This is a genomic window from Bhargavaea sp. CC-171006 (genome assembly GCF_009761675.1).
Taxonomy (GTDB): Bacteria; Bacillota; Bacilli; order Bacillales_A; family Planococcaceae; genus Bhargavaea; species Bhargavaea changchunensis.
In genome coordinates, this window is the sequence record NZ_QUZH01000030.1 from 41,044 (window position 1) to 63,853 (window position 22,810).

Consider the following 22,810-nt stretch of genomic DNA (forward strand, 5'->3'; position numbering starts at 1 on the left):
GATGATGACTCCTATAGTACAATTTCTCTCCCTATCATACGATTTGCGGCTGCGAACTACGATTTACCGAACCATACTACTAAACTGCCATATATAAGTACGATTCCACAATCCTCCGCCCCTATTCCCGGCATGCCCCACACAAAAACCCCCGGAAAGCATTAAGCTTCCCGGGGGATCTTCATGGATTATTCCGCTGTTGCGGTTTCTTCCTGTTCTTCCATGCCTTCGTAGGCCATTTCGATCTGGCGGTAGCGCTGCATGCCGGTACCGGCAGGAACAAGCTTCCCGATGATGACGTTCTCCTTGAGTCCGAGGAGTTCGTCCATCTTGCCTTTGATGGCTGCATCGGTGAGGACGCGTGTCGTCTCCTGGAATGAGGCGGCCGAGAGGAAGGATTCCGTCTCGAGGGACGCCTTCGTGATTCCGAGGATGACCGGGCGGCTTGTTGCAGGCAGCCGGCCGTCGCGGATGGCATCGAAGTTCGCTTCCGTGAACTGGTGGATGTCGAGCAGCGTGCCCGGCAGGAGGTCGGTCTCGCCGGCTTCGATGACACGGACTTTGCGCATCATCTGACGGACCATGACCTCGACGTGCTTGTCGCTGATCTCAACGCCCTGCATCCGGTAGACCTTCTGGACTTCCTTCAGCAGGTATTCCTGGACAGTCTTGACGTCCTTGACGACGATCAGCTGCTTCGGATCGATGGATCCTTCTGTCAGCGCATCGCCGCGCTTGATCGTGTCGTTCAGGCCGAAGCGGAGGCGCGAGTTATACGGTGGCGTATACTTGCGTGTCTCGACTTCGCCGGTGACGGTGATCTCCTTCTGGCCTTCACGGATCTCGTCGATCTCGGTGATGACACCATCGATCTCGGAAATGACTGCCTGGCCTTTCGGGTTCCGTGATTCGAAGATTTCCTGGATACGCGGAAGACCCTGGGTGATGTCGTCTCCGGCAACACCGCCTGTGTGGAACGTACGCATCGTCAGCTGCGTGCCCGGCTCCCCGATCGACTGCGCCGCGATGATGCCGACGGCTTCGCCGACTTCGACCGCTTCGCCTGTCGCCAGGTTCATGCCGTAGCACTTCTTGCAGATACCGTGCTTCGTGTTGCACGTGAACGCGGAACGGATGGTGACGGTTTCGACGCCCGCATCCAGGATCGCACGCGCGATGTCTTCGGTGATGAGGCCGTCGCGGTCGACGAGCATTTCGCCCGTTTCCGGATGGCGCACCGATTTCTTTGCGTGGCGTCCGATGATCCGCTCATCAAGCGTTTCGATGATTTCCGTGCCTTCGGTGAGCGCGCTCACTTCAAGGCCGCGGTCCGTGCCGCAGTCGTCTTCGCGTACGATGACGTCCTGCGCGACATCGACGAGACGCCGTGTCAGGTAACCCGAGTCGGCCGTCTTCAGCGCCGTATCGGCAAGACCTTTACGCGCACCGTGTGTCGAGATGAAGTACTCGAGGACTGTGAGGCCTTCACGGAACGACGACTTGATCGGGAGTTCGATGATCCGGCCGGCCGGGTTGGCCATGAGGCCCCGCATCCCCGCAAGCTGCGTAAAGTTCGATGCGTTACCACGGGCACCGGAGTCGGACATCATGAAGATCGGGTTAGTGTTCTCGAGAGACTCCATCAGCTGGGACTGGATGGTGTCCTTGGCCTGGGACCAATACGAGATGACGCGGTCGTAGCGTTCCTCTTCGGTGATGAGACCGCGGCGGAACTGCTTCGTGACCTTGTCGACCTTTCCTTGTGCTTCCTGTAGGATTTCTCCCTTGTTCGGAAGGACGACGATGTCCGAGATGCCGATCGTGATGCCGGCACGGGTCGAATATTTGAATCCGAGGTCTTTCATGCGGTCAAGCATCTTCGACGTTTCCGTGATATGGAACCGTTTGAAGATCTCGGCGATGATGTTCCCAAGGATTTTCTTCTTGAACGGCTGGACAAGTTCCGCTTCCTGGATCCTCGCCTTGACGTCATCAGTCGGATCGATGAAGTACTTCTCAGGCGTCTCGACCTGCAGGTTGTGGTTTGTCGGCTCGTTGATGTACGGGAACGACTCCGGAAGGATCTCGTTGAAGATGACCTTGCCGACTGTCGTCATGAGCAGCTGCCGGTTCTGCTCTTCCGTGAATGTCGGGTTGTTCTGCGATGACGCATGGATGGCGATCCGGCTGTGCAGGTGCACGTAACCGTTCTGGTAGGCGACCATCACTTCGTCCGAATTGCTGAAGACCATCCCTTCGCCCATTGCGCCTTTGCGCTCGAGCGTCAGGTAGTAGTTCCCGAGGACCATATCCTGGGAAGGTGTTACGACAGGCTTCCCGTCTTTCGGGTTCAGGATGTTCTGTGCCGCAAGCATGAGAAGGCGGGCTTCCGCCTGTGCTTCTGCGGACAGCGGCACGTGGACCGCCATCTGGTCGCCGTCGAAGTCGGCGTTGTATGCCGTACATACGAGCGGGTGAAGACGGATGGCACGGCCTTCGACAAGCGTCGGCTCGAACGCCTGGATCCCGAGGCGGTGAAGCGTCGGTGCGCGGTTCAGGAGTACCGGGTGTTCCTTGATGACTTCTTCAAGGACATCCCAAACGTCCGAATGAAGGCGTTCGATCTTGCGCTTTGCGCTCTTGATGTTGTGAGCGAGGCCGCGTTCGACGAGTTCCTTCATGACGAACGGCTTGAACAGCTCGATCGCCATTTCGCGCGGCAGGCCGCACTGGTACATCTTCAGGTTCGGACCGACGACGATAACGGATCGGCCGGAGTAGTCGACGCGCTTTCCGAGAAGGTTCTGGCGGAAGCGGCCCTGCTTACCCTTCAGCATGTGCGAAAGGGACTTGAGCGGGCGGTTGCCCGGACCGGTCACCGGACGGCCGCGGCGGCCGTTGTCGATGAGGGCATCGACGGCTTCCTGCAGCATCCGCTTCTCGTTCTGGACGATGATTCCCGGTGCACCGAGGTCAAGCAGGCGCTTGAGGCGGTTGTTCCGGTTGATCACCCGGCGGTACAGGTCGTTCAGGTCCGATGTCGCGAAGCGTCCGCCGTCCAGCTGGACCATCGGGCGGAGTTCCGGCGGGATGACCGGAAGCACTTCGAGAATCATCCATTCCGGGTTATTGCCGGAATGGCGGAACGATTCGACGACTTCCAGGCGCTTGATGGCGCGTGTGCGGCGCTGGCCCTGTGCCGTCTTGAGCTCTTCTTTCAGCGCGTCGGCCTCTTTGTCGAGGTCGATCTGCTTAAGAAGCCTCTCGATCGCCTCCGCACCCATGAGCGCGGAGAATTTATTGCCGTACTTTTCGCGGTACGCGCGGTATTCGCGCTCGGACAGAAGCTGCTTGCGCTCAAGGCCAGTGTCTGCAGGGTCAGTCACGACATAGGAAGCGAAGTAGATGACTTCCTCTAGCGAGCGCGGGGACATGTCAAGAAGAAGCCCCATGCGGCTCGGGATGCCTTTGAAATACCAGATATGGGATACCGGAGCCGCAAGCTCGATATGGCCCATGCGTTCGCGGCGGACTTTGGCGCGGGTCACTTCGACGCCGCAGCGGTCACAGACGACGCCCTTATAGCGGACGCGCTTGTATTTACCGCAGTGGCACTCCCAGTCTTTTGTCGGACCGAAGATCCGTTCGCAGAACAGGCCGTCTTTCTCCGGCTTCAGCGTCCGGTAGTTGATCGTTTCCGGCTTTTTGACTTCACCGTATGACCACGACCGGATTTTGTCCGGGGATGCCAGGCCGATTTTCATATACTCGAAATTATTTACATCTATCAAGGAGCCTACCTCCCTTTAGTCTCAATCTGAACAGGCTCACCGTTCATGGCAACGCAGCGTTTCCGGGCGGCCGAGCCGCCCCGCTGCAATTTTATCGCGTTACTCGGCTCCGATCGTTTCCTGCTCCGGCAGGATGTTCAGCGCATCCGTCGGCTGGAGGTCTTCGTCTTCGTCAAGGTCGCGGAGCTCGATCTCCTCGTACTCTTCCGTCAGCATTTTGACATCGAGGCCGAGGGACTGGAGTTCCTTGATGAGGACCTTGAACGATTCAGGGATGCCCGGCTGCGGGATGTTCTCCCCTTTGACGATCGCTTCATAGGTCTTCACGCGTCCGACGACGTCATCAGACTTGACCGTCAGGATTTCCTGGAGCGTGTAGGCTGCACCGTACGCTTCAAGTGCCCAGACTTCCATCTCGCCGAAACGCTGTCCGCCGAACTGCGCCTTACCGCCGAGCGGCTGTTGCGTGACGAGGGAGTATGGCCCGGTCGAACGGGCGTGGAGCTTATCGTCGACCATGTGGGCGAGCTTGATCATGTACATGATGCCGACCGACACTTTGTTGTCGAACGGTTCACCGGAGCGGCCGTCGTAAAGGGTTGTTTTACCCGAGCGGTCCATTCCGGCTTCTTCCATGGTTTCCCAGACGTCTTCTTCGTTGGCACCGTCGAAGACCGGAGTCGCCATATGGAGGCCAAGGTAACGGGCAGCCATGCCGAGGTGAAGCTCGAGCACCTGGCCGATGTTCATCCGGGAAGGAACGCCGAGCGGGTTAAGCATGATGTCTACAGGCGTGCCATCCGGCATGAACGGCATGTCCTCTTCCGGAAGGATCCGGGAGATGACACCCTTGTTCCCGTGGCGGCCCGCCATTTTGTCGCCCACGGAGATTTTCCGCTTCTGGACGATGTAGACACGCACGAGCTGGTTTACACCCGGTGCGAGCTCGTCGCCGTCTTCGCGATTGAACACTTTGACGTCGAGGACGATTCCGCCTGCACCGTGAGGAACGCGCAGCGAGGTGTCGCGGACTTCACGGGCCTTCTCGCCGAAGATCGCGTGGAGGAGCCGCTCTTCCGCCGTCAGTTCGGTGACGCCCTTAGGCGTGACCTTGCCGACGAGGATGTCGCCGTCGCGAACTTCCGCGCCGACACGGATGATTCCGCGCTCATCAAGGTTGCGGAGTGCGTCTTCACCGACGTTCGGAATGTCACGGGTGATTTCTTCAGGCCCGAGTTTCGTGTCGCGGGAGTCGGACTCGTATTCTTCAATGTGGATCGATGTATAGACATCGTCCTTCACCAGGCGTTCGCTCATGATGACGGCATCCTCGTAGTTGAAGCCGTCCCAAGTCATGAATGCGACCAGGACGTTGCGGCCGAGCGCGAGCTCTCCGTCTTCCATCGACGGGCCGTCACCGAGTACGGTAAGCGGCTCGACGCGGTCACCGACCTTGACGATCGGACGCTGGTTATAGCATGTCCCCTGGTTGGAACGGATGAATTTTTCGAATGGGTAGATGTCAAGGTCGCCCTTGACTTCTTTGCCGTCCACCGTCTCGATGCGGCGGACGCGGACTTCCTTGGCCTCAACGTGCTCCACGATACCGTGGTGCCTCGAGACAATCGCCGCGCCAGAGTCGCGTGCCGAGACATACTCCATCCCGGTGCCGACAAACGGCGCTTCCGGATTGAGGAGCGGAACAGCCTGACGCTGCATGTTCGCACCCATGAGGGCACGGTTCGAGTCATCGTTCTCGAGGAACGGGATGCAGGCAGTCGCAGCCGAGACAACCTGTTTCGGCGAAACGTCCATGTAGTCGATCGATTCGCGCTTGAAGACCGAGTTGTCACCGCGGAAACGGCCGACAACCTCTTCATTCACGAAGCGCTTCTCTTCATCAAGCGGAGCGTTCGCCTGGGCGACGACATAGTTGTCCTCTTCGTCGGCCGTCAGGTAGTCGATCCGGTCGGTGACGATACCCGTCTCCGGGTCCACGCGGCGGTATGGTGTTTCAATGAAGCCGAATTTGTTCACTTTCGCGTAAGTCGAGAGCGAGTTGATGAGTCCGATGTTCGGGCCTTCCGGCGTCTCGATCGGACACATGCGGCCATAGTGGGAGTAGTGGACGTCACGGACTTCCATGCCGGCGCGCTCACGGGTGAGCCCGCCCGGCCCGAGTGCGGAGAGGCGGCGCTTATGCGTCAGTTCCGCAAGCGGGTTTGTCTGGTCCATGAACTGTGACAGCTGGGAGCTGCCGAAGAATTCCTTGATCGATGCGATGACCGGACGGATATTAATCAGCTGCTGAGGCACAATAGATTGTGTATCGTTGATCGACATCCGTTCGCGGACGACGCGCTCCATCCGGGAAAGGCCGATGCGGAACTGGTTCTGCAGCAGCTCCCCGACCGAACGGAGACGGCGGTTGCCGAGGTGGTCGATGTCATCGGTCGTGCCGACCTGATAAAGCAGGTTGAAGAAGTAGCTGATCGACGACACGATGTCCGCAGGGGTGACGTGCTTCACTTCTTCTTCGATATCTGCATTGCCGATGACGTTGATGACTTTCTCATCTTCGCTGTTCGGTGCATAGATCTTCACGGAAGAAATCGTGATATCCTCGTCGAGTACGCCGCCGACCGGCTCAAGCGTTTCATAGCCGGCGCCCTGCTCGAGGAACGGGATGATGCGGTCGAGTTCGCGGCGGTCAAGCAGCGTCCCCTTCTCCGCAATGATCTCACCCGTCTCCGGATCAGCGATCGCTTCAGCGAGCGTCTGGTTGAGGAGGCGGTTTTTGATGCTGAGCTTCTTGTTCATCTTATAGCGGCCGACGTTGGCAAGGTCGTAGCGCTTCGGATCAAAGAAACGGGAGTAGAGCAAGTTCTTCGCGCTCTCGACCGTAGGCGGTTCGCCCGGGCGGAGGCGCTCGTAGATTTCAAGAAGTGCTTTCTCGGTGCTTTCGGTGCTGTCCTTCTCCAGTGTGTTCTGAAGGTATTCATTATCACCGATCAGATCGATGATCTCCTGATCGGAGCCGAAACCGAGCGCGCGCAAGAGGACCGTTACCGGCAGTTTGCGCGTGCGGTCGATACGGACGTGGACGACATCTTTCGCGTCCGTCTCGTATTCAAGCCATGCGCCGCGGTTCGGGATGACTGTCGCTCCGAAGCCGCGCTTACCGTTTTTGTCCGTCTTGTCGTGGAAGTAGACGCTCGGGGAGCGCACGAGCTGGGAGACGATGACGCGTTCCGCGCCGTTGATGATGAACGTCCCGTTGTCCGTCATGAGCGGGAAGTCGCCCATGAAGACGTCCTGCTCCTTTACTTCCTCGGTTTCTTTATTATGGAGGCGCACCTTGACGCGGAGCGGTGCCGCGTACGTCGCATCGCGCTCTTTCGACTCGCCGACCGGATACTTCGGTTCGCCGAGGCTGTAGTCGACGAATTCAAGCGAAAGATTGCCCGTAAAGTCCTCGATCGGAGAAATGTCTCGGAACATGTCCCGCAGGCCTTCCTCTAGGAACCATTCATAGGACTTCGTCTGGATCTCGATCAGATTCGGGAGCTCAAGCACCTCACTGATCCGCGCAAAACTCCTGCGCTGACGATGTTGACCGTACTGAACTAGTTGACCTGTCAACTGATTCACCCCTCAATTAAAGCGATAATGGGTCTTTGCGGATGCCGGCAAATTGATGTATGATATCCGAAAAGACAAAAAGAAAACGAGTCCGATGCAGAAGCTCATTTTCGGTTTCACCAGGCTTATTCCATTCCGGGCCAGTATTCCCAATTGAAGAGCCGGACTATACGATACAATGCGATTGTCCGGCCCCGGCAGCCGCCAGGGCAGCCGGAGGCACTTCAGTCAAAAGGGCACACGACCTCAATTTTATTTGTGCATTTTATTATACTATCATCGAATTTTTGTCAAGTCAATGTTTGTCAAGTCGTTTTTTGAGCGATCTGTAGATGAAGTAGCCTTTTTTCTTTTCCTCCGCCGTGGCATTCCCGAAAAGCTCCTGGAGTTTCTTCTCGGTGGACGCGGCGCCCTGTTTTTTCTGGATGACAACCCAGAGCTCGCCCCCTTCGGCGAGAAGGCGGTAGGCATCTTCATAGATCCGGAAGACCGTATCCTTGCCTGCGCGGATCGGAGGATTCGTCAGGATGGCCGCAAACCCGCTTCCCCGCACATCCGCACCCGCGTCACTTTCATAGATCACCGTATTGCCGGCGCCGTTTGCGCCGGCATTTTCGCGCGCAAGATCAAGCGCGCGGCTGTTGACGTCGACCATATGGACGGTCCTGTCCGGCAGCAGTCTGGCCGCAGTCAGTCCGACCGGACCGTACCCGCAGCCGATGTCCAGGAGATCTCCCGGAATTTCCGGTTCCCTGAATGTATCGATCAGGAGCCTGGAACCGAAATCAACACTTTCCTTGCTGAATACACCCGCATCCGTCTTGAAACGGAACGGGATGCCGCGCAGCGTCGCCGTCCAGGTCTGCGGCGCGCTCTCGGTGCCCGGGTTCTTCGAATAGTAATGATCCGCCATGCCCGTCGCCTCCGTTCATGAAAATGGTGCCCGGCCGGGGCCGGGAGCCTTCGCCCCTATCATACCCCTTGGACATGAATAAAAAAGCCCGTCGAGTTGAGACGGGCTTTTTTGTATAGGAAGCAAGGATTACTTGAGTTCGACGCCTGCGCCGACTTCTTCGAGCTTCGATTTCATTTCTTCTGCTTCTTCTTTCGCTACGCCTTCTTTGAGTGGCTTCGGCGCTTCGTCTACGAGCGCTTTCGCTTCTTTCAGGCCAAGGCCCGTGATTTCGCGGACAACTTTGATGACTTTGATCTTCTGGTCGCCTGCGGAAGTCAGGACAACGTCGAAGTCTGTTTTTTCTTCAACTGCAGGGCCTGCTGCGCCTGCTGCTGCTACAGGAGCTGCTGCTGTTACGCCGAATTCTTCTTCGATAGCTTTGACAAGGTCGTTCAGTTCGAGGACCGTCATTTCTTTGATCGCTTCAATGATTTGCTCGTTGCTCATTGATGTTTCCTCCTAATAAATCGATTTATTTTATGCGGCGATGCCGCGTTCCGTTGGCTCAGGCTGCGGAATTATGCGCCTTGTTCTTCTTTCTGGTCTGCAACTGCCTTCGTAGCGAGTGCGAAGTTGCGGATCGGCGCCTGGAGGACGCTGAGGACCATGGAGAGGAGACCTTCCCGGGATGGGAGTTCCGCCAGTGCCTTGACTTCTTCCAGAGTTGCAACGTTGCCTTCGATGACGCCCGCTTTAATCTCAAGCGCATCGTTGTCCTTCGCGAAGTTATTGATAATCCGCGCAGGAGCAACAACGTCTTCTTTCGAGAACGCAATCGCGTTCGGGCCTGTCATGTACTCGTTGAGTGCTTCGAGGCCTGATGCTTCAGCCGCGCGGCGAGTCATCGAGTTTTTGTATACTTTGAACTCGATGCCTTCTTCGCGAAGCTGTTTACGCAGTTCAGTCACTTGCGCCACGTTGAGGCCGCGGTAGTCCACGACGACGACGGATGCCGCTTCTTTCAGCTTGCCGCTGATTTCATCGACGAGCGCTTGTTTCTGTTCGAGAATCTTGCTCATGTCAACACCTCCTGTTAGAGTGGCTCATTTATACCGCATATCAACGGAAAAGCCCTGTATCCGCGTACGCAGACACAGGGCATTAAAGTCGGCTTCATTCGATCAAGCACGTCTTTGTCCTCGGCAGGGAAATTTTAAGCGGCATGCCGCCCCTGCTGTCTACGGTACAAACGATATTCACAACATCGGCAATCTTACCAGACTACCGGTACGTTGTCAATGATTATTTTGCGACAGTAACGTTAGCCGCATCAATTTTCACTGCAGGGCCCATTGTAGTCGTCACGTTGACGGACTTCATGTAAGTGCCTTTTGCAGCTGCAGGTTTTGCCTTCTGGATTGTTTCGAAGATCGTGTTGAAGTTCTCGATGAGCTTCTCGTTGTCGAACGAAACTTTTCCGATTGGCGCGTGGATGATGCCGGCTTTGTCAGCGCGGTATTCAACCTTACCTGCTTTGATGTCCTGGACAGCTTTTGTTACGTCGAATGTAACAGTTCCTGTCTTAGGGTTCGGCATGAGGCCTTTTGGTCCGAGGACGCGGCCGAGCTTACCGACTTCGCCCATCATGTCAGGAGTCGCAACGACGACGTCGAAGTCGAACCAGCCTTGCTGGATCTTTTGGACGTAGTCTGCTTCACCTACATAATCAGCGCCTGCAGCTTCCGCTTCCTTCGCTTTTTCGCCTTTTGCGAAAACGAGGACCTTTTGCGTTTTGCCCGTTCCGTTTGGAAGGACGACTGCGCCGCGGATCTGCTGGTCGTTTTTACGAGTGTCGATTCCGAGACGGAAAGCGACTTCGACAGTAGCGTCGAATTTGGTTGTGCTCGTTTCTTTAGCGAGCGCGATTGCTTCTTCTGCGCCGTAGAGTTGTTCGCGGTCTACTTTTTTAGCCGCTTCTACGAGCTTCTTGCCTTTTTTAGCCATGTTTGTTTCCTCCTTGATTGTGGTTATAGCGGATTAACCCTCCCACGAAAAAGGATTGCGGCGTTCGCGTAGAACGGGCGCAACCCTCCTGTAACAGAACAACATCAAGTGAAAGAATCAGTCTTCGATCGTGATGCCCATGCTGCGGGCAGTGCCTTCGACCATCTGCATCGCTGCTTCAACAGAAGCGGCGTTGAGGTCTGGCATTTTAGTCTCCGCGATTTCGCGGACTTTATCACGCTTGACGACGGCAACCTTGTTTTTGTTCGGTTCGCCGGACGCCTTATCGATGCCTGCTGCTTTCTTCAGAAGAACGGCAGCCGGCGGAGTTTTTGTAATGAATGTAAACGAGCGGTCTTCGAAAACCGTGATCTCAACAGGGATGATGAGACCTGCCTGGTCAGATGTCCGTGCGTTGAATTCCTTACAGAAGCCCATGATGTTTACACCTGCCTGACCGAGTGCCGGTCCGACCGGTGGTGCCGGGTTTGCTTTACCTGCAGGGATTTGCAGTTTAACGATTTTGCTTACTTTTTTAGCCACGAGACGCACCTCCTTAAAGTCCGTGATGTGGTAATAGGGTTGCCCCTCCCACTCATATGTGTCTGCCGGCATTGCCGGTAGAATACGGTTGATCCGCAGCAGACCTATTTTAGGCCTGACCTATGGAATGATACCACTAACACCCTCCGCATGCAAGCGGAATGTCAAATTTTACGAATCTGGGCGAAATCAAGCTCCATCTTCGTTTCACGGCCGAACATCTCGACAGCGACTTTGACTTTGCCTTTGGACGGATCGACTTCCTCGACCGTGCCCTGGAAGTTCGCGAACGGCCCTTCCAGAACTTCAACAAGCTCGCCCTCTTCGATATCCATCTCCACCTTGGCTTCTTTCATGCCCATCTGGCGGAGGATGAAGTCCACCTCGTCCGGCATGAGCGGCGTCGGTTTTGCACCGCCGCCCGACGAGCCGATAAAGCCCGTGACGCCAGGCGTGTTCCGGACGACGTACCAGGAGTCGTCAGTCATGATCATTTCGACAAGGACGTATCCCGGGAAGGTCTTGCGCATGACGGTCTTTTTCTTGCCGTCTTTCAGTTCTGTTTCCTGCTCTTCGGGAACGATGACACGGAAGATTTTATCGAGCATCCCCATCGTTTCAACCCGCTTTTCGAGGTTAGCCTTCACCTTGTTCTCGTATCCGGAATAGGTGTGCACCACGTACCAATTTTTCTCCATTCGATCGGACTGGCCGTCCGTCCCTCCCTTTCACTTCCATATGAACGGCTGAGCGCCGGGGCGGCAGCTCACCCGAAGCGGCTTCTCCAAAGAGTGTACCCGCATCCGGCTTGCGCAACCCGCTCCCGGAAACTTCAGCAAAATGAAAAAGCCCGTGTGGTCCTCCAAACGGGCTATTGTGGCCATGTATTCAGACAGTCTGAGTCAGATGCTCAGGAACCAGCGGAACAGTTCCGAAATGCCGAGGTCGATGACTACAAAGTACAAAGCCATGAAAATGACCGTCGAAAGAACGACGATCGTATACTTGGTCAGTTCTTTGCGTTTTGGCCAGCTGACCTTCCGCATCTCGGAGACGACGCCGCTGAAAAACTCGCGAATCTTGCCCATTTTATCGTAAACCTCCGGATTATCAGTGTCTAAGTCGAGTGTGGTTGTGTCACCGGAAGTTCCGGCGTCGTATCACGATTTTCCGCCGGCCGCCGGGTCAGGACGGCCGTGCCGCCGATCCGCGGACCGGTCCATTTAAAGCCTATCACCTGAAAACAAGGCTGTCAACGCGTCCCGGTGCCTAGCGGCGCGCCCCTGCAGCAAGGTGTTGCTCCAGTTTCCGCTTGATCCGCTGGAGAGCATTGTCGATCGACTTCACCTGGCGGTCCAGCTTATCGGAAATCTCCTGGTAGCTGCGTCCTTCCAGATAAAGGGCGAGCACCTGCCGCTCAAGCGTGCTCAGAACATTGTTGACCTCTTCCTCCAGCCGGTGGAAATCCTCCCGGTGGACCATGAGGTCGGCAGGGTCGTCCAGCTCCGGCCCAGTAAGCATGTCCAGCAGCGTCCGCTCGGACTCATCCTCGTAGACCGGCTTGTCGAGCGATACCGACGAATTCAGCGGAATGTGCTTCTGCCGCGTCGCAGTCTTGATCGCCGTAATGATCTGCCGCGTGATGCAGAGCTCCGCGAACGCCCGGAACGAGCTGAGCTTGTCCGCGCGGAAATCCCGGATCGCCTTGTACAGGCCGATCATGCCCTCTTGTATGATGTCTTCCCTGTCTGCGCCGACCAGGAAGTATGAGCGCGCTTTCATCCGGACGAAATAATGATACTTCCGGATCAGGTAATCGAGCGCGTCCGACCTTCCGGCATGCACCAGCTCGACAAGCGACTCATCGCTGTGGTTTTCAAACGCTTCCCCCAAAACCTCTTTCCGGCTGTCAATCATCATTTCAGATCACCCCGGTCCCCCTTGAGTTTAATGACAAGTTTACAGGAAGGAAAATATTGTCGTCAACCGCTCATTTTAGTCCGCGGCGCCATTTTTCGAAAATTTCGGCCACATCGTCATTGAGCGGGATCTTGGAAAACGGCCGGTTTTCGCGGATTTCCCGCACCCGTTTCGCTATGCCGTCACGCACCTCGCCCATTTCGAGACGGAGCTCCCGGGCGGATTTCCGCAGGGCTCCCTGCGCGAAAATGACACGCTGCTCGGTAAAGTCCGATGTGGCGACATGAACCCGGGTGCGCCGGCTCCCGAGTTCGGAGGCGAGACGCTCGATGCGCTCGTCCGCCGTCTCGTTTTCCCTGGTAAATATCACCTCGACATCCCGCCGCCGCTGTGGCTTCGGGATGCCCGGGACGTACTGTGCATCAAATACGACAATCACCCGCCAGCCCGTGTATGCCCGGTATTCGGCCATCAGCTCGACGAGCAGGTCGCGGGCATCTTCCAGCCGGGCATCACGGAGCGCTTTCAGCTCAGGCCATGCGCCGATGATGTTGTAGCCGTCGACGAGCAGGACGTCCATCACTGACCGCCTTCCGGATCACGCTTCCGGAACACTTCGTACATCAGGAGCGCCGCGGCGACGGAGGCATTCAGGGAATTCACATGCCCGACCATCGGCAGGCTATACAGGAAGTCGCACTTGTCCCGCAGAAGGCGGCTCATGCCGCGGCCCTCGCTGCCGATGATGACGGCAAGCGGCAGGCCCGCGTCCATCTTGCGGTAGTCGGCGTCCCCCTTGGCATCGGTGCCCGCAATCCAGACACCACGGTCTTTCAGCTCATCCACGGTGCGCGCCATATTGCCGACCCGCACGACCGGGACATGTTCGATCGCGCCTGTCGATGCCTTGGCGACCACGCCGGTCAGGCCGACGGAGCGCCGCTTCGGGATGATGATGCCGTGCACGCCGGAAGCGTCCGCCGTCCGGAGGATCGATCCCAGGTTATGCGGGTCTTCGAGCTCGTCCAGAATCAGGAAAAACGGGTCTTCCCCGCGCTCTTCGGCCCTGCGGAACAGATCGTCCATTTCCGCATAGTCGTAGGCGGCGATGGAAGCGACAACGCCCTGGTGGGTCAGATCGGTCAGCTGGTCGAGCTTTTTATTCGGCACCTGCTGAACAACCGTGCCGGATTCTTTTGCGAGGCGGCGGATATCCGAGGCAAAGCCTTTCTGTATGCCTTCTCCAATCCAGATCTTATTCAGTTGGCGCCTCGAACGCAGCGCCTCGAGCACGGGATTGCGTCCCGCAATGATTTCTTCTTCACGGTTCGTCACCGCGCATCCCCTCCTTTCGCTTCCGCAAAATCAATGGCGTACCGGATCACTTCATCGAGCCGCTCCTTTTTGCCGAGCAGATGCAGATAGCCGACCAGCGCCTCGAATGCCGTGCTGTAATTGTACGTCTGCACATCCGTGTTTTTCGGAGCATGTCCCGATTTGGCGTTCCGCCCCCGGCGGACGACCGCGGACTCCGCTTCATCAAGGAATCCGCCCTCTTCCATCGAGATGACGATGGCCGCCTGGGACTTAGCGGACACATAGCCGGTCGCAAGCCGGTGAAGCGTGTTCGGCTTCGCCCGGCCGGAGCGGATCAGGTGCTCGCGGATGGCCACTTCGTAGATCGCATCCCCCATGTAGGCGAGCGCGAGCCCGTTTAGCTGCCGGATGTCGCCGTCACTGATTCCAGCCATCCGATCAGCCCCTCTTCCAGCGGACGCCCTGCCGGGTATCCTCAAGGACGATTCCCTGGCTCAGCAGATGATCGCGGATTTCGTCAGCACGCTTGAAGTCACGGTTTTTCCGCGCATCCTCGCGCTCGGCGATCAGTGCATCAACTTCTTCACCCGGAAGCTCATGCGCGGTCTCAAGCGAGATGCCGAGCACGCCGGCAAGCTTGCTGAACGTCCCGAGGAATGCCTGAAGCACATTTTTCTGGGTGTTTTTCTCGTTCAGGTAGGTATTCGACAGGCGGGCCAGATCGAACAGCACTGCTATGGCATTGGCGGTGTTGAAGTCGTCATCCATCGCGGTTTCAAATGACTTTTGTGCCTCTTTGATCTTGTGGAGCCAGATGTCTCCCTGATCGCCGTTGTCCGCCGTCTGCTCTAGGCGGAACATGAGGTTCCGGTATGCCGTGCGGAGCCGCTCGAGGGCATTTTCCGCATCCCCGATCACCTCAGAGGAGAAGTTGATCGGGTTCCGGTAGTGGACTGTGAGCATAAAGTAGCGCAGCACCTGCGGATCGATTTTCTGCCGGATGTCGTGGACGGTGATGAAGTTTCCGAGCGATTTCGACATTTTCTCGTTGTCGATGTTCACGTAGCCATTATGCAGCCAGTAGTTCGCAAATGTTTTGTCGTTGTGCGCCTCGCTCTGGGCGATTTCATTTTCATGGTGCGGGAAAGTCAGATCCTGGCCGCCTGCATGGATGTCGATCGTATCGCCAAGCACTTCACGCGCCATGACCGAGCACTCAATGTGCCAGCCCGGACGGCCCGCACCCCATGGGCTTTCCCACGAGATTTCACCGGGCTTCGCGGCTTTCCAGAGGGCGAAGTCGAGCGCATCTTCCTTTTTCTCGCCGGGCTGGATGCGTGCGCCGACCTTGAGCTCATCAATCGACTGCTGGGAAAGCTTGCCGTAGCCGTCGAACTTCCGCGTCCGGTAATAGACGTCGCCGCCGGACTCGTAGGCGTAGCCCTTGTCGATCAGCACGCCGATAAAGTCGATGATGTCCCGGATATGGTCCGTGACTCGCGGATGGTCATCCGCATGGCGGCAGCCGAGCGCCTCGATGTCCGCGAAGTATGCGGCGATAAACCGCTCCGTCAGCTCACCGACCTCTTCACCGATTTCGTTCGCCGCTTTGATGATCTTGTCGTCGACGTCGGTGAAGTTCGAGACGAAGTGGACGTCGTAGCCTTTGTATTCCAGGTAGTTGCGGACCGTGTCATAAACGATGACCGGGCGGGCGTTGCCGATATGGATGTAGTTGTAGACGGTGGGCCCGCATACATACATCTTCACTTTACCCTCTTCGATCGGGACAAACGGTTCTTTTTTTCTGGTGAGTGTATTGAACATCTGGATGGTCATCGTCTTACCTCCTTCAATTGCTCCTGCAACTTCTCCAATTCTCTGTTGAGCCGGGCGATCTTTTCTTCCAGCATGTCGCATTTGTCTGCGACAGGATCCGGGATGTCCTGATGGTCAAGCTTTTTGGGCACCTTGACCCCATTTTGGACGACGACAGTCCCCGGAATTCCGACGACTGTCGAATTCGGCGGAACGTCTTTCAGCACGACCGACCCCGCACCGACTTTCACGTTGTCTCCGAGCGTGATCGACCCGAGCACCTTCGCACCTGACGCAACGAGCACGTTGTTGCCGAGCGTCGGGTGGCGCTTGCCCTTTTCCTTGCCGGTCCCGCCGAGTGTCACGCCCTGGTAGAGCGTCACGTCATCGCCGATCACACAGGTCTCCCCGATGACGACGCCGGAACCATGGTCGATAAAGAACCGGCGGCCGATGACGGCACCCGGGTGGATCTCGATCCCGGTCAGGAACCGGACAACCTGGGAAACGAACCGGGCCAGAAAGCGCAGGCCCCTTTTGTGAAAAGCATGGGCAATCCGGTAGCCCCAGAGCGCATGGAGACCCGAATAGGTCAGCACAATCTCAAAGGAACTTCTTGCCGCAGGGTCCTGGTCGAAAATTGTCGCAATATCTTCTTTCATCCTCTTGAACATGGTAGGGCATTCCTCCAAATATCCGAAAACTGAGGCGGGCGGGAGGCGGCATGGCCGCAAAACAAAAAGCGCCCCTGTCAACTGACAGAGACGCCTGGTATGCGCGGTTCCACTCTGGTTTGGGAGGAGCAAAAAGCGCCCCTCCCCCCTCGGTGCCCGTAACGGGGGCAAGGCGGCCGGCCTACTTCATTTCGGCTCGGCGCTCCGAGGTGCATTTCCGCGCGCAGCGGCCCGGGCCGCTTTCAGCCGGCGGCGGCCCTCTCTGTCGAGCATGCGCAACGTACTTCTCCTCTTCGTCGCTTTCGGTATGTTGTATCCTTATTGACCTCTATTGTACTTGGGGAACGCGGAAAGTCAATTGATTAAACCGTATGCGGAAAATGACCGGGGCATTCAGCCTGCATACGCGGAGACACGCCGGATAACCTTGTCGCGGCCAAGAAGCGAGATTGATTCCTGGAGCTCCGGACCATGCGTCTGGCCGGTCGTCACGACGCGGATCGGCATGAAGAGGTTCTTGCCCTTGTGTCCGGTCTCTTTCTGCACGGCCTTGATTGCGCCTTTGATCGATGCCGGATCGAACGATTCGAGTTCCTCGAGCTTCGTCTTGAATGCTGTCATGACTTCCGGAACCTGCTCGCCCGAAAGGACGGCCTTTGCTTCCTCATCGTATTCGATGTCTTCGTTAAAGAACTGGGCGGACAATTCGACAATTTCCGCACCGAAGCTCATCTGCTCCTGGTACAACGCGATCAACCGCTCGGCCCATTCCCGCTCTTCTGCCGAAAGCTCTTCCGGCAGGCGGCCCGCCTTCTGTAGATGCGGCAGCGCCAGCTTCACGACTTCCTCGAGAGGCAGTTGCTTGACGTACTGGTTGTTCATCCATGTCAGCTTCTGCTTGTCGAAAAGCGCGGGCGACTTCGAAAGACGGTCCGCTTCGAACATTTCGATGAACTCTTCCTTCGAGAAGATTTCATCCTCGCCCTTCGGCGACCAGCCGAGAAGTGCGATGAAGTTGAAGAGCGCCTCCGGCAGGTAGCCGAGCTCCTCATATTGCTCGATAAATTGGATGATCGATTCGTCACGTTTCGACAATTTCTTGCGGCTTTCGTTCACGATCAGTGTCATATGGCCGAATGTCGGCGGCTCCCAGCCGAACGCCTCATAAATCATCAACTGCTTCGGCGTATTGGAGATGTGGTCATCCCCGCGGAGCACATGCGAGATCTTCATATAGTGGTCGTCGACCGCCACCGCGAAGTTATAGGTCGGCACGCCATCCTTTTTCACGATGACCCAGTCGCCGAAATCACCGGATTCGAACGATACTTCATCCTTGACCATGTCCTGGAATTTGTACGTGCGGCCTTCCGGCACGGCAATGCGGATGCTTGGCTGGCGGCCTTCCGCTTCCAGCTTCGCGCGGTCGTCGTCTGTCAGATGACGGCACTTGCCGCTGTAGCGCGGCATTTCCCCGCGCGCCTGCTGGGCTTCGCGCTCCGCTTCCAGTTCTTCTTCGGTGCAGTAGCACTTGTAGGCCAGCCCCTTCTCCAGGAGACCGTCGTACAGTTCCTTGTAAAGGTCGTTCCGCTCCGATTGGCGGTACGGCCCATATTCACCGCCGACATCAATGCTCTCATCCCAGTCCATGCCGAGCCATTTCAGGTAGCGGAGCTGCGATTCCTCGCCGCCCTCGATGTTGCGCTTGGCGTCGGTGTCCTCGATCCGGATGATGAATTTGCCGCCGTTGTGGCGGGCGTAGAGATAGTTGAAGAGCGCCGTCCGGGCGTTCCCGATATGCAGATGCCCCGTCGGACTCGGTGCATAGCGTACACGGACTTCCTGTGTCATAATTGGTTCCTCCTGTTCGTTCGAACATGTTTGCTCCGTCCATTTTACCACAGCGCGAGAGGTTTTAAAGCGCGGGGCATGGGTGAACCGAGTGAAGGCCGGGATGTCTGCGCGTGAACTTTGAAGATTCGTGCGCGAACACCGGGGCGGAGAGGTTTTCGCACGCAAACTTCCCCGATTCGTACGCGAACCCATTCATACCCTCTTCTCCACGCAAAAGGCCGCCCGAGATATCCGGGCGGCCCTGTTTTTACGCTTTCTCCAATAAAATCACCGCGAGTGCGGCAATCCCTTCTTCGCGGCCGACAAAACCGAGCTTTTCGGTCGTCGTCGCCTTGACATTCACCTGCGACACATCCGCATGAAGCAGTTCCGCGATGCGGGTTCGGATTTTGTCGATATGCGGCGCCATTTTCGGCCGCTGGGCCATAATCGTGCAGTCCACATTTCCGAGCTTCCAGCCCTGCGCTTTGACATCCGCCCAGACCCGTTCCAGCAGCACCGCGGAATCCGCGTCCTTGAACGCCTCGTCGGTGTCCGGGAAGTGATGGCCGATATCCCCTCCGCCGATCGCGCCCAGTGCAGCGTCGGTTACGGTATGCAACAGCACATCCGCATCCGAGTGCCCGATGAGGCCGCGCTCGTGCGGAATGGTCACGCCGCCGATGATGAGCGGGCGCCCTTCTGCGAATTCATGCACGTCAAATCCTTGTCCGATCCTGATCATTCTTTCTCCTCCTGCCGTTCCAACAGCGCCTCGCCGATCGCGAGGTCCACCTTTGTCGTCATCTTCAGATTATCATACGTGCTCTCGACGACGCGGACGGGATGTCCGAGCCGCTCGACCAGCATCGATTCGTCCGTACCGAGAAATCCTTCGGACAGCGCTTTTTCCTCAGCCTCGGCCAGCAGGTCCGCGCGGAATGCCTGCGGGGTCTGCACAAGCCACACGGTGCTCCGGTCGGGCGTGGATTGTACGACTCCGGCCGCCACCTGTTTCACGGTATCCTTGGACGGAACCGCGGCAATCGCGGCGCCGTGCTCCTGCGCCGTCTCCGCCAGTTCCCGGATCACCCGGGGGGAAAGGAAAGGCCGCGCGGCGTCATGCACCATGACGACCGCCTCGTCCCCGCCGCCCGCAGCGATAAATGCCCGGACACATGCGCGGACACTGTCCTGCCGCTCTCCCCCGCCGTCCGGCATCGCCGTGATTTTCGTGATGCCGTGGTCCGCCAGCATTTCCCGGATCCGGTCCCGTTCATCCGGACGCACTGCAAGGATGATGCCGGTGCAGTCCGGGTCCTGCTGGAACACGGAAAGCGTCCGGACAAGGATCGGCTTCCCCGCGAGCGGAAGGAACAGCTTGTTTTCCCCTGCTCCCATCCGCCGGCCGCTTCCCGCCGCCGGCAGCATGACTGTGTATTCCATTCGATTCCACTCCATCAAGCGAAAGGACAGGGCCGGGGCCCTGCCTTCCGTCAGTTTTTCGCTTTCACGTCACGCGGCCGGGCAAAGATCATCCGTCCCGCAGACGTCTGCAGCACACTTGTCACCGCAACGGTGAGCGTCTTGCCGATCTGGTTTTTCCCGTTTTCGATAACGATCATCGTCCCGTCGTCCAGGTAAGCGACTCCCTGATTGGCTTCCTTGCCTTCCTTGATGACGGTGACGCGCATTTCCTCGCCCGGGATGACGACCGGCTTCACGGCATTTGCCAGGTCGTTGATGTTGAGTACCCGGACATTGTGCAGTTCGCACACTTTGTTCAGGTTGAAGTCGTTTGTCACGACAACCCCGCCGTTTTTCTTTGCCAGGCGGACAAGCTTCATGTCGACTTCGCTCACGTCATCAAAGTCTTCGTCGGTGATGACGGTCTGACGGTCGTCCTGGATCCGCTTCAGGATGTCGAGCCCCCGGCGCCCCTTCGTCCGCTTAAGTGAGTCGGATGAGTCCGCGATGTGCTGCAGTTCGGTCAGGACGAATTGGGGGATGACCAGCTCGCCCTCCAGAAAACCGGTTTCCGAAATGTCCGCAATCCGGCCATCGATGATGACGCTCGTGTCGAGGATTTTCTGGCTTGCCGTTGATTCGGAAGGCGGCTGTACACCGTCTTTTTTCTTTTCCCCGCTTCTCGTGAACGTCTGGATCAGCTCTTCACGCTTCTGGAAGCCGAACTGGAAACCGAGGTAGCCGAGAAGCACGGAGAGGATCACCGGCAAAATGTCCGTGATGGGCGGGAACTGGATTGCGCCGACTGCGAAAGACAGCAGAAACGCAACAATCAGACCGATGATCATACCGACCGTTCCGAACAGCAGGTCAAGCACGGGCGCTTTCATAAGACGCTCCTCAAGCCACTTGATTGATCGTACGGTCGGCTCTGTCAGCACGAGGCTCAGCAGATAAAAAAGAATGGCACCGATTAATGCGGAAGTATAGGCATTGGTGAGCCATAGCTGGTTAACGGATAAAAGTTCGAATAATGACGGAAGAAAAATGGCACCAAGCGTGGCCCCGATCAGTGCATAGGCAACCTTTACAAAAAAGTTCAGCATGGTTTTCACCTCCTTGTTTAAAGTATACACGTTCGACCCCCGGACTTCCTTCCGGAGAGGGATGAAAACCAAAAGATTTCCATAATTATTCGGACGCCCGGGGAGGAAAGAAGTTCCTTATGAAGAGGCGCCGCCCGTGGCGAAGTGATCCGGACAGTCCGGATCCTCAAATCCTTCCCCTTCCCGCCCCTCCCGAAACCAAAAAACGGCCCCGCCGCATGTATATGCAACGGGACCGCCTTGTTTTAATCTATGCCGCAACGTTTCGTGCGTGAGGGCCGGGTTTTCCGGCAAGCCGCGGACGATTGTCAACGTTTCACCAAAATTCGTCACCGCTTCACCCAAGATCGTGAATCTCTCAATAAAACCCGCTTACTTGAATGCCTCTCCCAGCGCTTCGGCGACAGTGCTGACGCCGACAACCTGGATGCCTTCCGGATAATCCCAACCTCCCAGGTTCGATGCGGGGACGATGGCGCGTTTGAATCCGAGCTTTTTCGCTTCCTGGACACGCTGTTCGATGCGGGACACACGGCGGATCTCCCCGGTCAGCCCGACTTCGCCGACAAACACGTCGTACTGGCTGACGGGGGTGTCCTTGAAGCTCGAGACGATGCTCGTCATGACGGCGAGGTCGATCGCCGGCTCATCGAGCTTCACGCCGCCCGCCACCTTGATGTAGGCGTCGTGCGTCTGGAGCAGCATGTTCATCCGTTTTTCAAGCACGGCCATGAGAAGCGACACGCGGCTCTGGTCCAGGCCTGTCGCCATGCGCTTCGGATAGTTGAAACTGGATTGTGTGACAAGCGCCTGGATTTCGACGAGAATCGGCCGCGTGCCTTCCATCGAGGCGACGACGACGGAGCCCGCCGCTCCCTGCGAGCGCTCTTCCAGGAACAGCTCGGAAGGGTTCAGCACTTCCTTCAGCCCGGACTGGATCATCTCGAAAATGGCCATCTCGTTTGTCGAACCGAACCGGTTTTTCACGCTGCGGAGAATCCGGTACGTGTGATGGCGTTCGCCTTCAAAGTAAAGGACCGTGTCGACCATATGCTCGAGAAGACGGGGACCCGCGATCTGCCCTTCTTTCGTCACGTGTCCGACGAGGAAGATGGCCGTCCCGGTCGTTTTTGCAATCCGCATCAGGTCGGCTGTGCACTCTCGAACCTGGGAGACACTGCCCGGCGCGGACGTGACATCCGGGTGGTGGACCGTCTGGATGGAGTCGACGATGACAAACTGCGGCTTCAGTTCCTCGATCGACAGCCGGATATGCTCCATGTCGGTCTCGGAATAGATATAAAGTTCCGGAGAGGTGACGCCGATCCGCTCCGCACGGAGTTTGGTCTGGCGGACCGATTCCTCGCCGGAGATATAAAGGACGCGCCGTCCCTTTTCGGCAAGAAGCGATGATACCTGAAGCAGGAGTGTAGATTTGCCGATTCCCGGATCGCCGCCGATCAGGACAAGCGAGCCCGGCACCACGCCCCCGCCCAGCACGCGGTTCAGCTCGCCGAACGCCGTTTCGACACGCGGCTCTTCCTGCGTCTCGACCGAGGTGATCGGGGACGCCTTGCCTGCAGGCCCCGCCTCGGTCCGGAAGGCGCCTCCGCGCGCGGCCTTCCCGACAATCGCCACTTCCTCGTCCATCGTGTTCCATTCGCCGCAGCCCGGGCAGCGGCCCATCCACTTCGGAGACTCGTATCCGCAATCCCGGCACATGAACTTTGTCTTCTTCTTGGCCATTTGTACCTCCAGGTACGGAAAAGACATCCCGCCGCGGAATGCGGACGGGATGTC

20 protein-coding genes and 1 other annotated feature are annotated in these 22,810 nt (G+C 57.4%); all 20 genes read right to left on the reverse strand.

Features of this window, described 5'->3' with window-relative positions; translation table 11 throughout:
• Window positions 1-188 precede the first annotated feature (188 nt).
• The 20 genes from rpoC to radA all read right to left on the reverse strand — a co-directional run bounded on the left by rpoC (window position 189) and on the right by radA (window position 22,756).
• Entirely contained in the window at window positions 189-3,791 is a 3,603-nt protein-coding gene (rpoC, locus tag DZC51_RS14120; RefSeq protein ID WP_157296968.1) for a DNA-directed RNA polymerase subunit beta', read from the reverse strand.
• 99 nt (window positions 3,792-3,890) lie between these two features.
• The gene (gene rpoB / locus DZC51_RS14125; protein ID WP_157296970.1) at window positions 3,891-7,433 is read right to left on the reverse strand and encodes a DNA-directed RNA polymerase subunit beta; all 3,543 of its coding nucleotides are present in this window, start codon (window positions 7,431-7,433) and stop codon (window positions 3,891-3,893) included.
• 295 nt (window positions 7,434-7,728) lie between these two features.
• On the reverse strand, window positions 7,729-8,346 hold the full coding sequence (locus tag DZC51_RS14130) for a class I SAM-dependent methyltransferase (RefSeq protein WP_157296971.1): 618 nt from the start codon (window positions 8,344-8,346) through the stop codon (window positions 7,729-7,731).
• Window positions 8,347-8,475: 129 nt separating this feature from the next.
• A complete protein-coding gene (gene rplL, locus DZC51_RS14135; protein WP_157296973.1) occupies window positions 8,476-8,835 on the reverse strand; it encodes a 50S ribosomal protein L7/L12 in 360 nt (119 codons plus the stop codon).
• Window positions 8,836-8,906: 71 nt separating this feature from the next.
• Window positions 8,907-9,407: a 50S ribosomal protein L10 gene (rplJ, locus tag DZC51_RS14140; protein ID WP_157296975.1), complete on the reverse strand. Its 501-nt coding sequence runs from the start codon at window positions 9,405-9,407 to the stop codon at window positions 8,907-8,909.
• A gap of 36 nt (window positions 9,408-9,443) precedes the next feature.
• Window positions 9,444-9,590, reverse strand: a sequence feature (ribosomal protein L10 leader region).
• A 40-nt stretch (window positions 9,591-9,630) separates the two neighbouring features.
• On the reverse strand, window positions 9,631-10,332 hold the full coding sequence (gene rplA / locus DZC51_RS14145; protein ID WP_157296977.1) for a 50S ribosomal protein L1: 702 nt from the start codon (window positions 10,330-10,332) through the stop codon (window positions 9,631-9,633).
• Window positions 10,333-10,449: 117 nt separating this feature from the next.
• Entirely contained in the window at window positions 10,450-10,875 is a 426-nt protein-coding gene (gene rplK / locus DZC51_RS14150; RefSeq protein ID WP_143020570.1) for a 50S ribosomal protein L11, read from the reverse strand.
• Window positions 10,876-11,039: 164 nt separating this feature from the next.
• A complete protein-coding gene (nusG, locus tag DZC51_RS14155) occupies window positions 11,040-11,573 on the reverse strand; it encodes a transcription termination/antitermination protein NusG (RefSeq protein WP_157296979.1) in 534 nt (177 codons plus the stop codon).
• 204 nt (window positions 11,574-11,777) lie between these two features.
• Entirely contained in the window at window positions 11,778-11,963 is a 186-nt protein-coding gene (gene secE, locus DZC51_RS14160; protein WP_157296981.1) for a preprotein translocase subunit SecE, read from the reverse strand.
• A 181-nt stretch (window positions 11,964-12,144) separates the two neighbouring features.
• Window positions 12,145-12,795 carry an RNA polymerase sporulation sigma factor SigH gene (gene sigH, locus DZC51_RS14165; protein ID WP_198304128.1) on the reverse strand — a complete coding sequence of 217 codons (651 nt, stop codon included), beginning with the start codon at window positions 12,793-12,795 and terminating at the stop codon, window positions 12,145-12,147.
• 70 nt (window positions 12,796-12,865) lie between these two features.
• Window positions 12,866-13,375 (reverse strand): NYN domain-containing protein, encoded by a 510-nt coding sequence (locus DZC51_RS14170; protein ID WP_157296983.1) that lies wholly within the window; start codon window positions 13,373-13,375, stop codon window positions 12,866-12,868.
• On the reverse strand, window positions 13,375-14,130 hold the full coding sequence (rlmB, locus tag DZC51_RS14175) for a 23S rRNA (guanosine(2251)-2'-O)-methyltransferase RlmB (RefSeq protein WP_157296984.1): 756 nt from the start codon (window positions 14,128-14,130) through the stop codon (window positions 13,375-13,377). Before rlmB ends, DZC51_RS14170 begins: the two co-directional genes overlap by 1 nt.
• Window positions 14,127-14,546, reverse strand: coding sequence for a Mini-ribonuclease 3 (locus DZC51_RS14180; protein WP_157296986.1), 420 nt, complete (start codon window positions 14,544-14,546; stop codon window positions 14,127-14,129). The genes rlmB and DZC51_RS14180 overlap by 4 nt, the downstream gene beginning before the upstream one ends.
• 4 nt (window positions 14,547-14,550) lie before the next feature.
• A complete protein-coding gene (gene cysS, locus DZC51_RS14185) occupies window positions 14,551-15,951 on the reverse strand; it encodes a cysteine--tRNA ligase (protein ID WP_157296988.1) in 1,401 nt (466 codons plus the stop codon).
• Window positions 15,948-16,622 carry a serine O-acetyltransferase gene (gene cysE, locus DZC51_RS14190; protein WP_370513699.1) on the reverse strand — a complete coding sequence of 225 codons (675 nt, stop codon included), beginning with the start codon at window positions 16,620-16,622 and terminating at the stop codon, window positions 15,948-15,950. Before cysE ends, cysS begins: the two co-directional genes overlap by 4 nt.
• Before the next feature lie 375 nt (window positions 16,623-16,997).
• Window positions 16,998-18,455: a glutamate--tRNA ligase gene (gene gltX, locus DZC51_RS14195; protein ID WP_157296992.1), complete on the reverse strand. Its 1,458-nt coding sequence runs from the start codon at window positions 18,453-18,455 to the stop codon at window positions 16,998-17,000.
• A gap of 250 nt (window positions 18,456-18,705) precedes the next feature.
• Window positions 18,706-19,182 (reverse strand): 2-C-methyl-D-erythritol 2,4-cyclodiphosphate synthase, encoded by a 477-nt coding sequence (gene ispF, locus DZC51_RS14200; protein ID WP_157296994.1) that lies wholly within the window; start codon window positions 19,180-19,182, stop codon window positions 18,706-18,708.
• Entirely contained in the window at window positions 19,179-19,883 is a 705-nt protein-coding gene (ispD, locus tag DZC51_RS14205; protein WP_157296995.1) for a 2-C-methyl-D-erythritol 4-phosphate cytidylyltransferase, read from the reverse strand. The genes ispF and ispD overlap by 4 nt, the downstream gene beginning before the upstream one ends.
• A gap of 50 nt (window positions 19,884-19,933) precedes the next feature.
• Window positions 19,934-21,010 (reverse strand): PIN/TRAM domain-containing protein, encoded by a 1,077-nt coding sequence (locus tag DZC51_RS14210; protein WP_157296997.1) that lies wholly within the window; start codon window positions 21,008-21,010, stop codon window positions 19,934-19,936.
• Window positions 21,011-21,382: 372 nt separating this feature from the next.
• The gene (gene radA / locus DZC51_RS14215; protein WP_157296999.1) at window positions 21,383-22,756 is read right to left on the reverse strand and encodes a DNA repair protein RadA; all 1,374 of its coding nucleotides are present in this window, start codon (window positions 22,754-22,756) and stop codon (window positions 21,383-21,385) included.
• Window positions 22,757-22,810 lie beyond the last annotated feature (54 nt).

Coding starts and splice junctions, on each gene's coding strand:
- radA (WP_157296999.1), bottom strand. CDS start 22,756: ATGGCCAAGAAGAAGACAAAGTTCATGTGCCGGGATTGCGGATACGAG.
- cysS (WP_157296988.1), bottom strand. CDS start 15,951: ATGACCATCCAGATGTTCAATACACTCACCAGAAAAAAAGAACCGTTT.
- nusG (WP_157296979.1), bottom strand. CDS start 11,573: ATGGAGAAAAATTGGTACGTGGTGCACACCTATTCCGGATACGAGAAC.
- secE (WP_157296981.1), bottom strand. CDS start 11,963: ATGGGCAAGATTCGCGAGTTTTTCAGCGGCGTCGTCTCCGAGATGCGG.
- ispD (WP_157296995.1), bottom strand. CDS start 19,883: ATGGAATACACAGTCATGCTGCCGGCGGCGGGAAGCGGCCGGCGGATG.
- rplJ (WP_157296975.1), bottom strand. CDS start 9,407: ATGAGCAAGATTCTCGAACAGAAACAAGCGCTCGTCGATGAAATCAGC.
- DZC51_RS14130 (WP_157296971.1), bottom strand. CDS start 8,346: ATGGCGGATCATTACTATTCGAAGAACCCGGGCACCGAGAGCGCGCCG.
- DZC51_RS14210 (WP_157296997.1), bottom strand. CDS start 21,010: ATGCTGAACTTTTTTGTAAAGGTTGCCTATGCACTGATCGGGGCCACG.
- gltX (WP_157296992.1), bottom strand. CDS start 18,455: ATGACACAGGAAGTCCGTGTACGCTATGCACCGAGTCCGACGGGGCAT.
- rplA (WP_157296977.1), bottom strand. CDS start 10,332: ATGGCTAAAAAAGGCAAGAAGCTCGTAGAAGCGGCTAAAAAAGTAGAC.
- DZC51_RS14180 (WP_157296986.1), bottom strand. CDS start 14,546: ATGGCTGGAATCAGTGACGGCGACATCCGGCAGCTAAACGGGCTCGCG.
- ispF (WP_157296994.1), bottom strand. CDS start 19,182: ATGATCAGGATCGGACAAGGATTTGACGTGCATGAATTCGCAGAAGGG.
- sigH (WP_198304128.1), bottom strand. CDS start 12,795: ATGATGATTGACAGCCGGAAAGAGGTTTTGGGGGAAGCGTTTGAAAAC.
- DZC51_RS14170 (WP_157296983.1), bottom strand. CDS start 13,375: ATGGACGTCCTGCTCGTCGACGGCTACAACATCATCGGCGCATGGCCT.
- rplL (WP_157296973.1), bottom strand. CDS start 8,835: ATGAGCAACGAGCAAATCATTGAAGCGATCAAAGAAATGACGGTCCTC.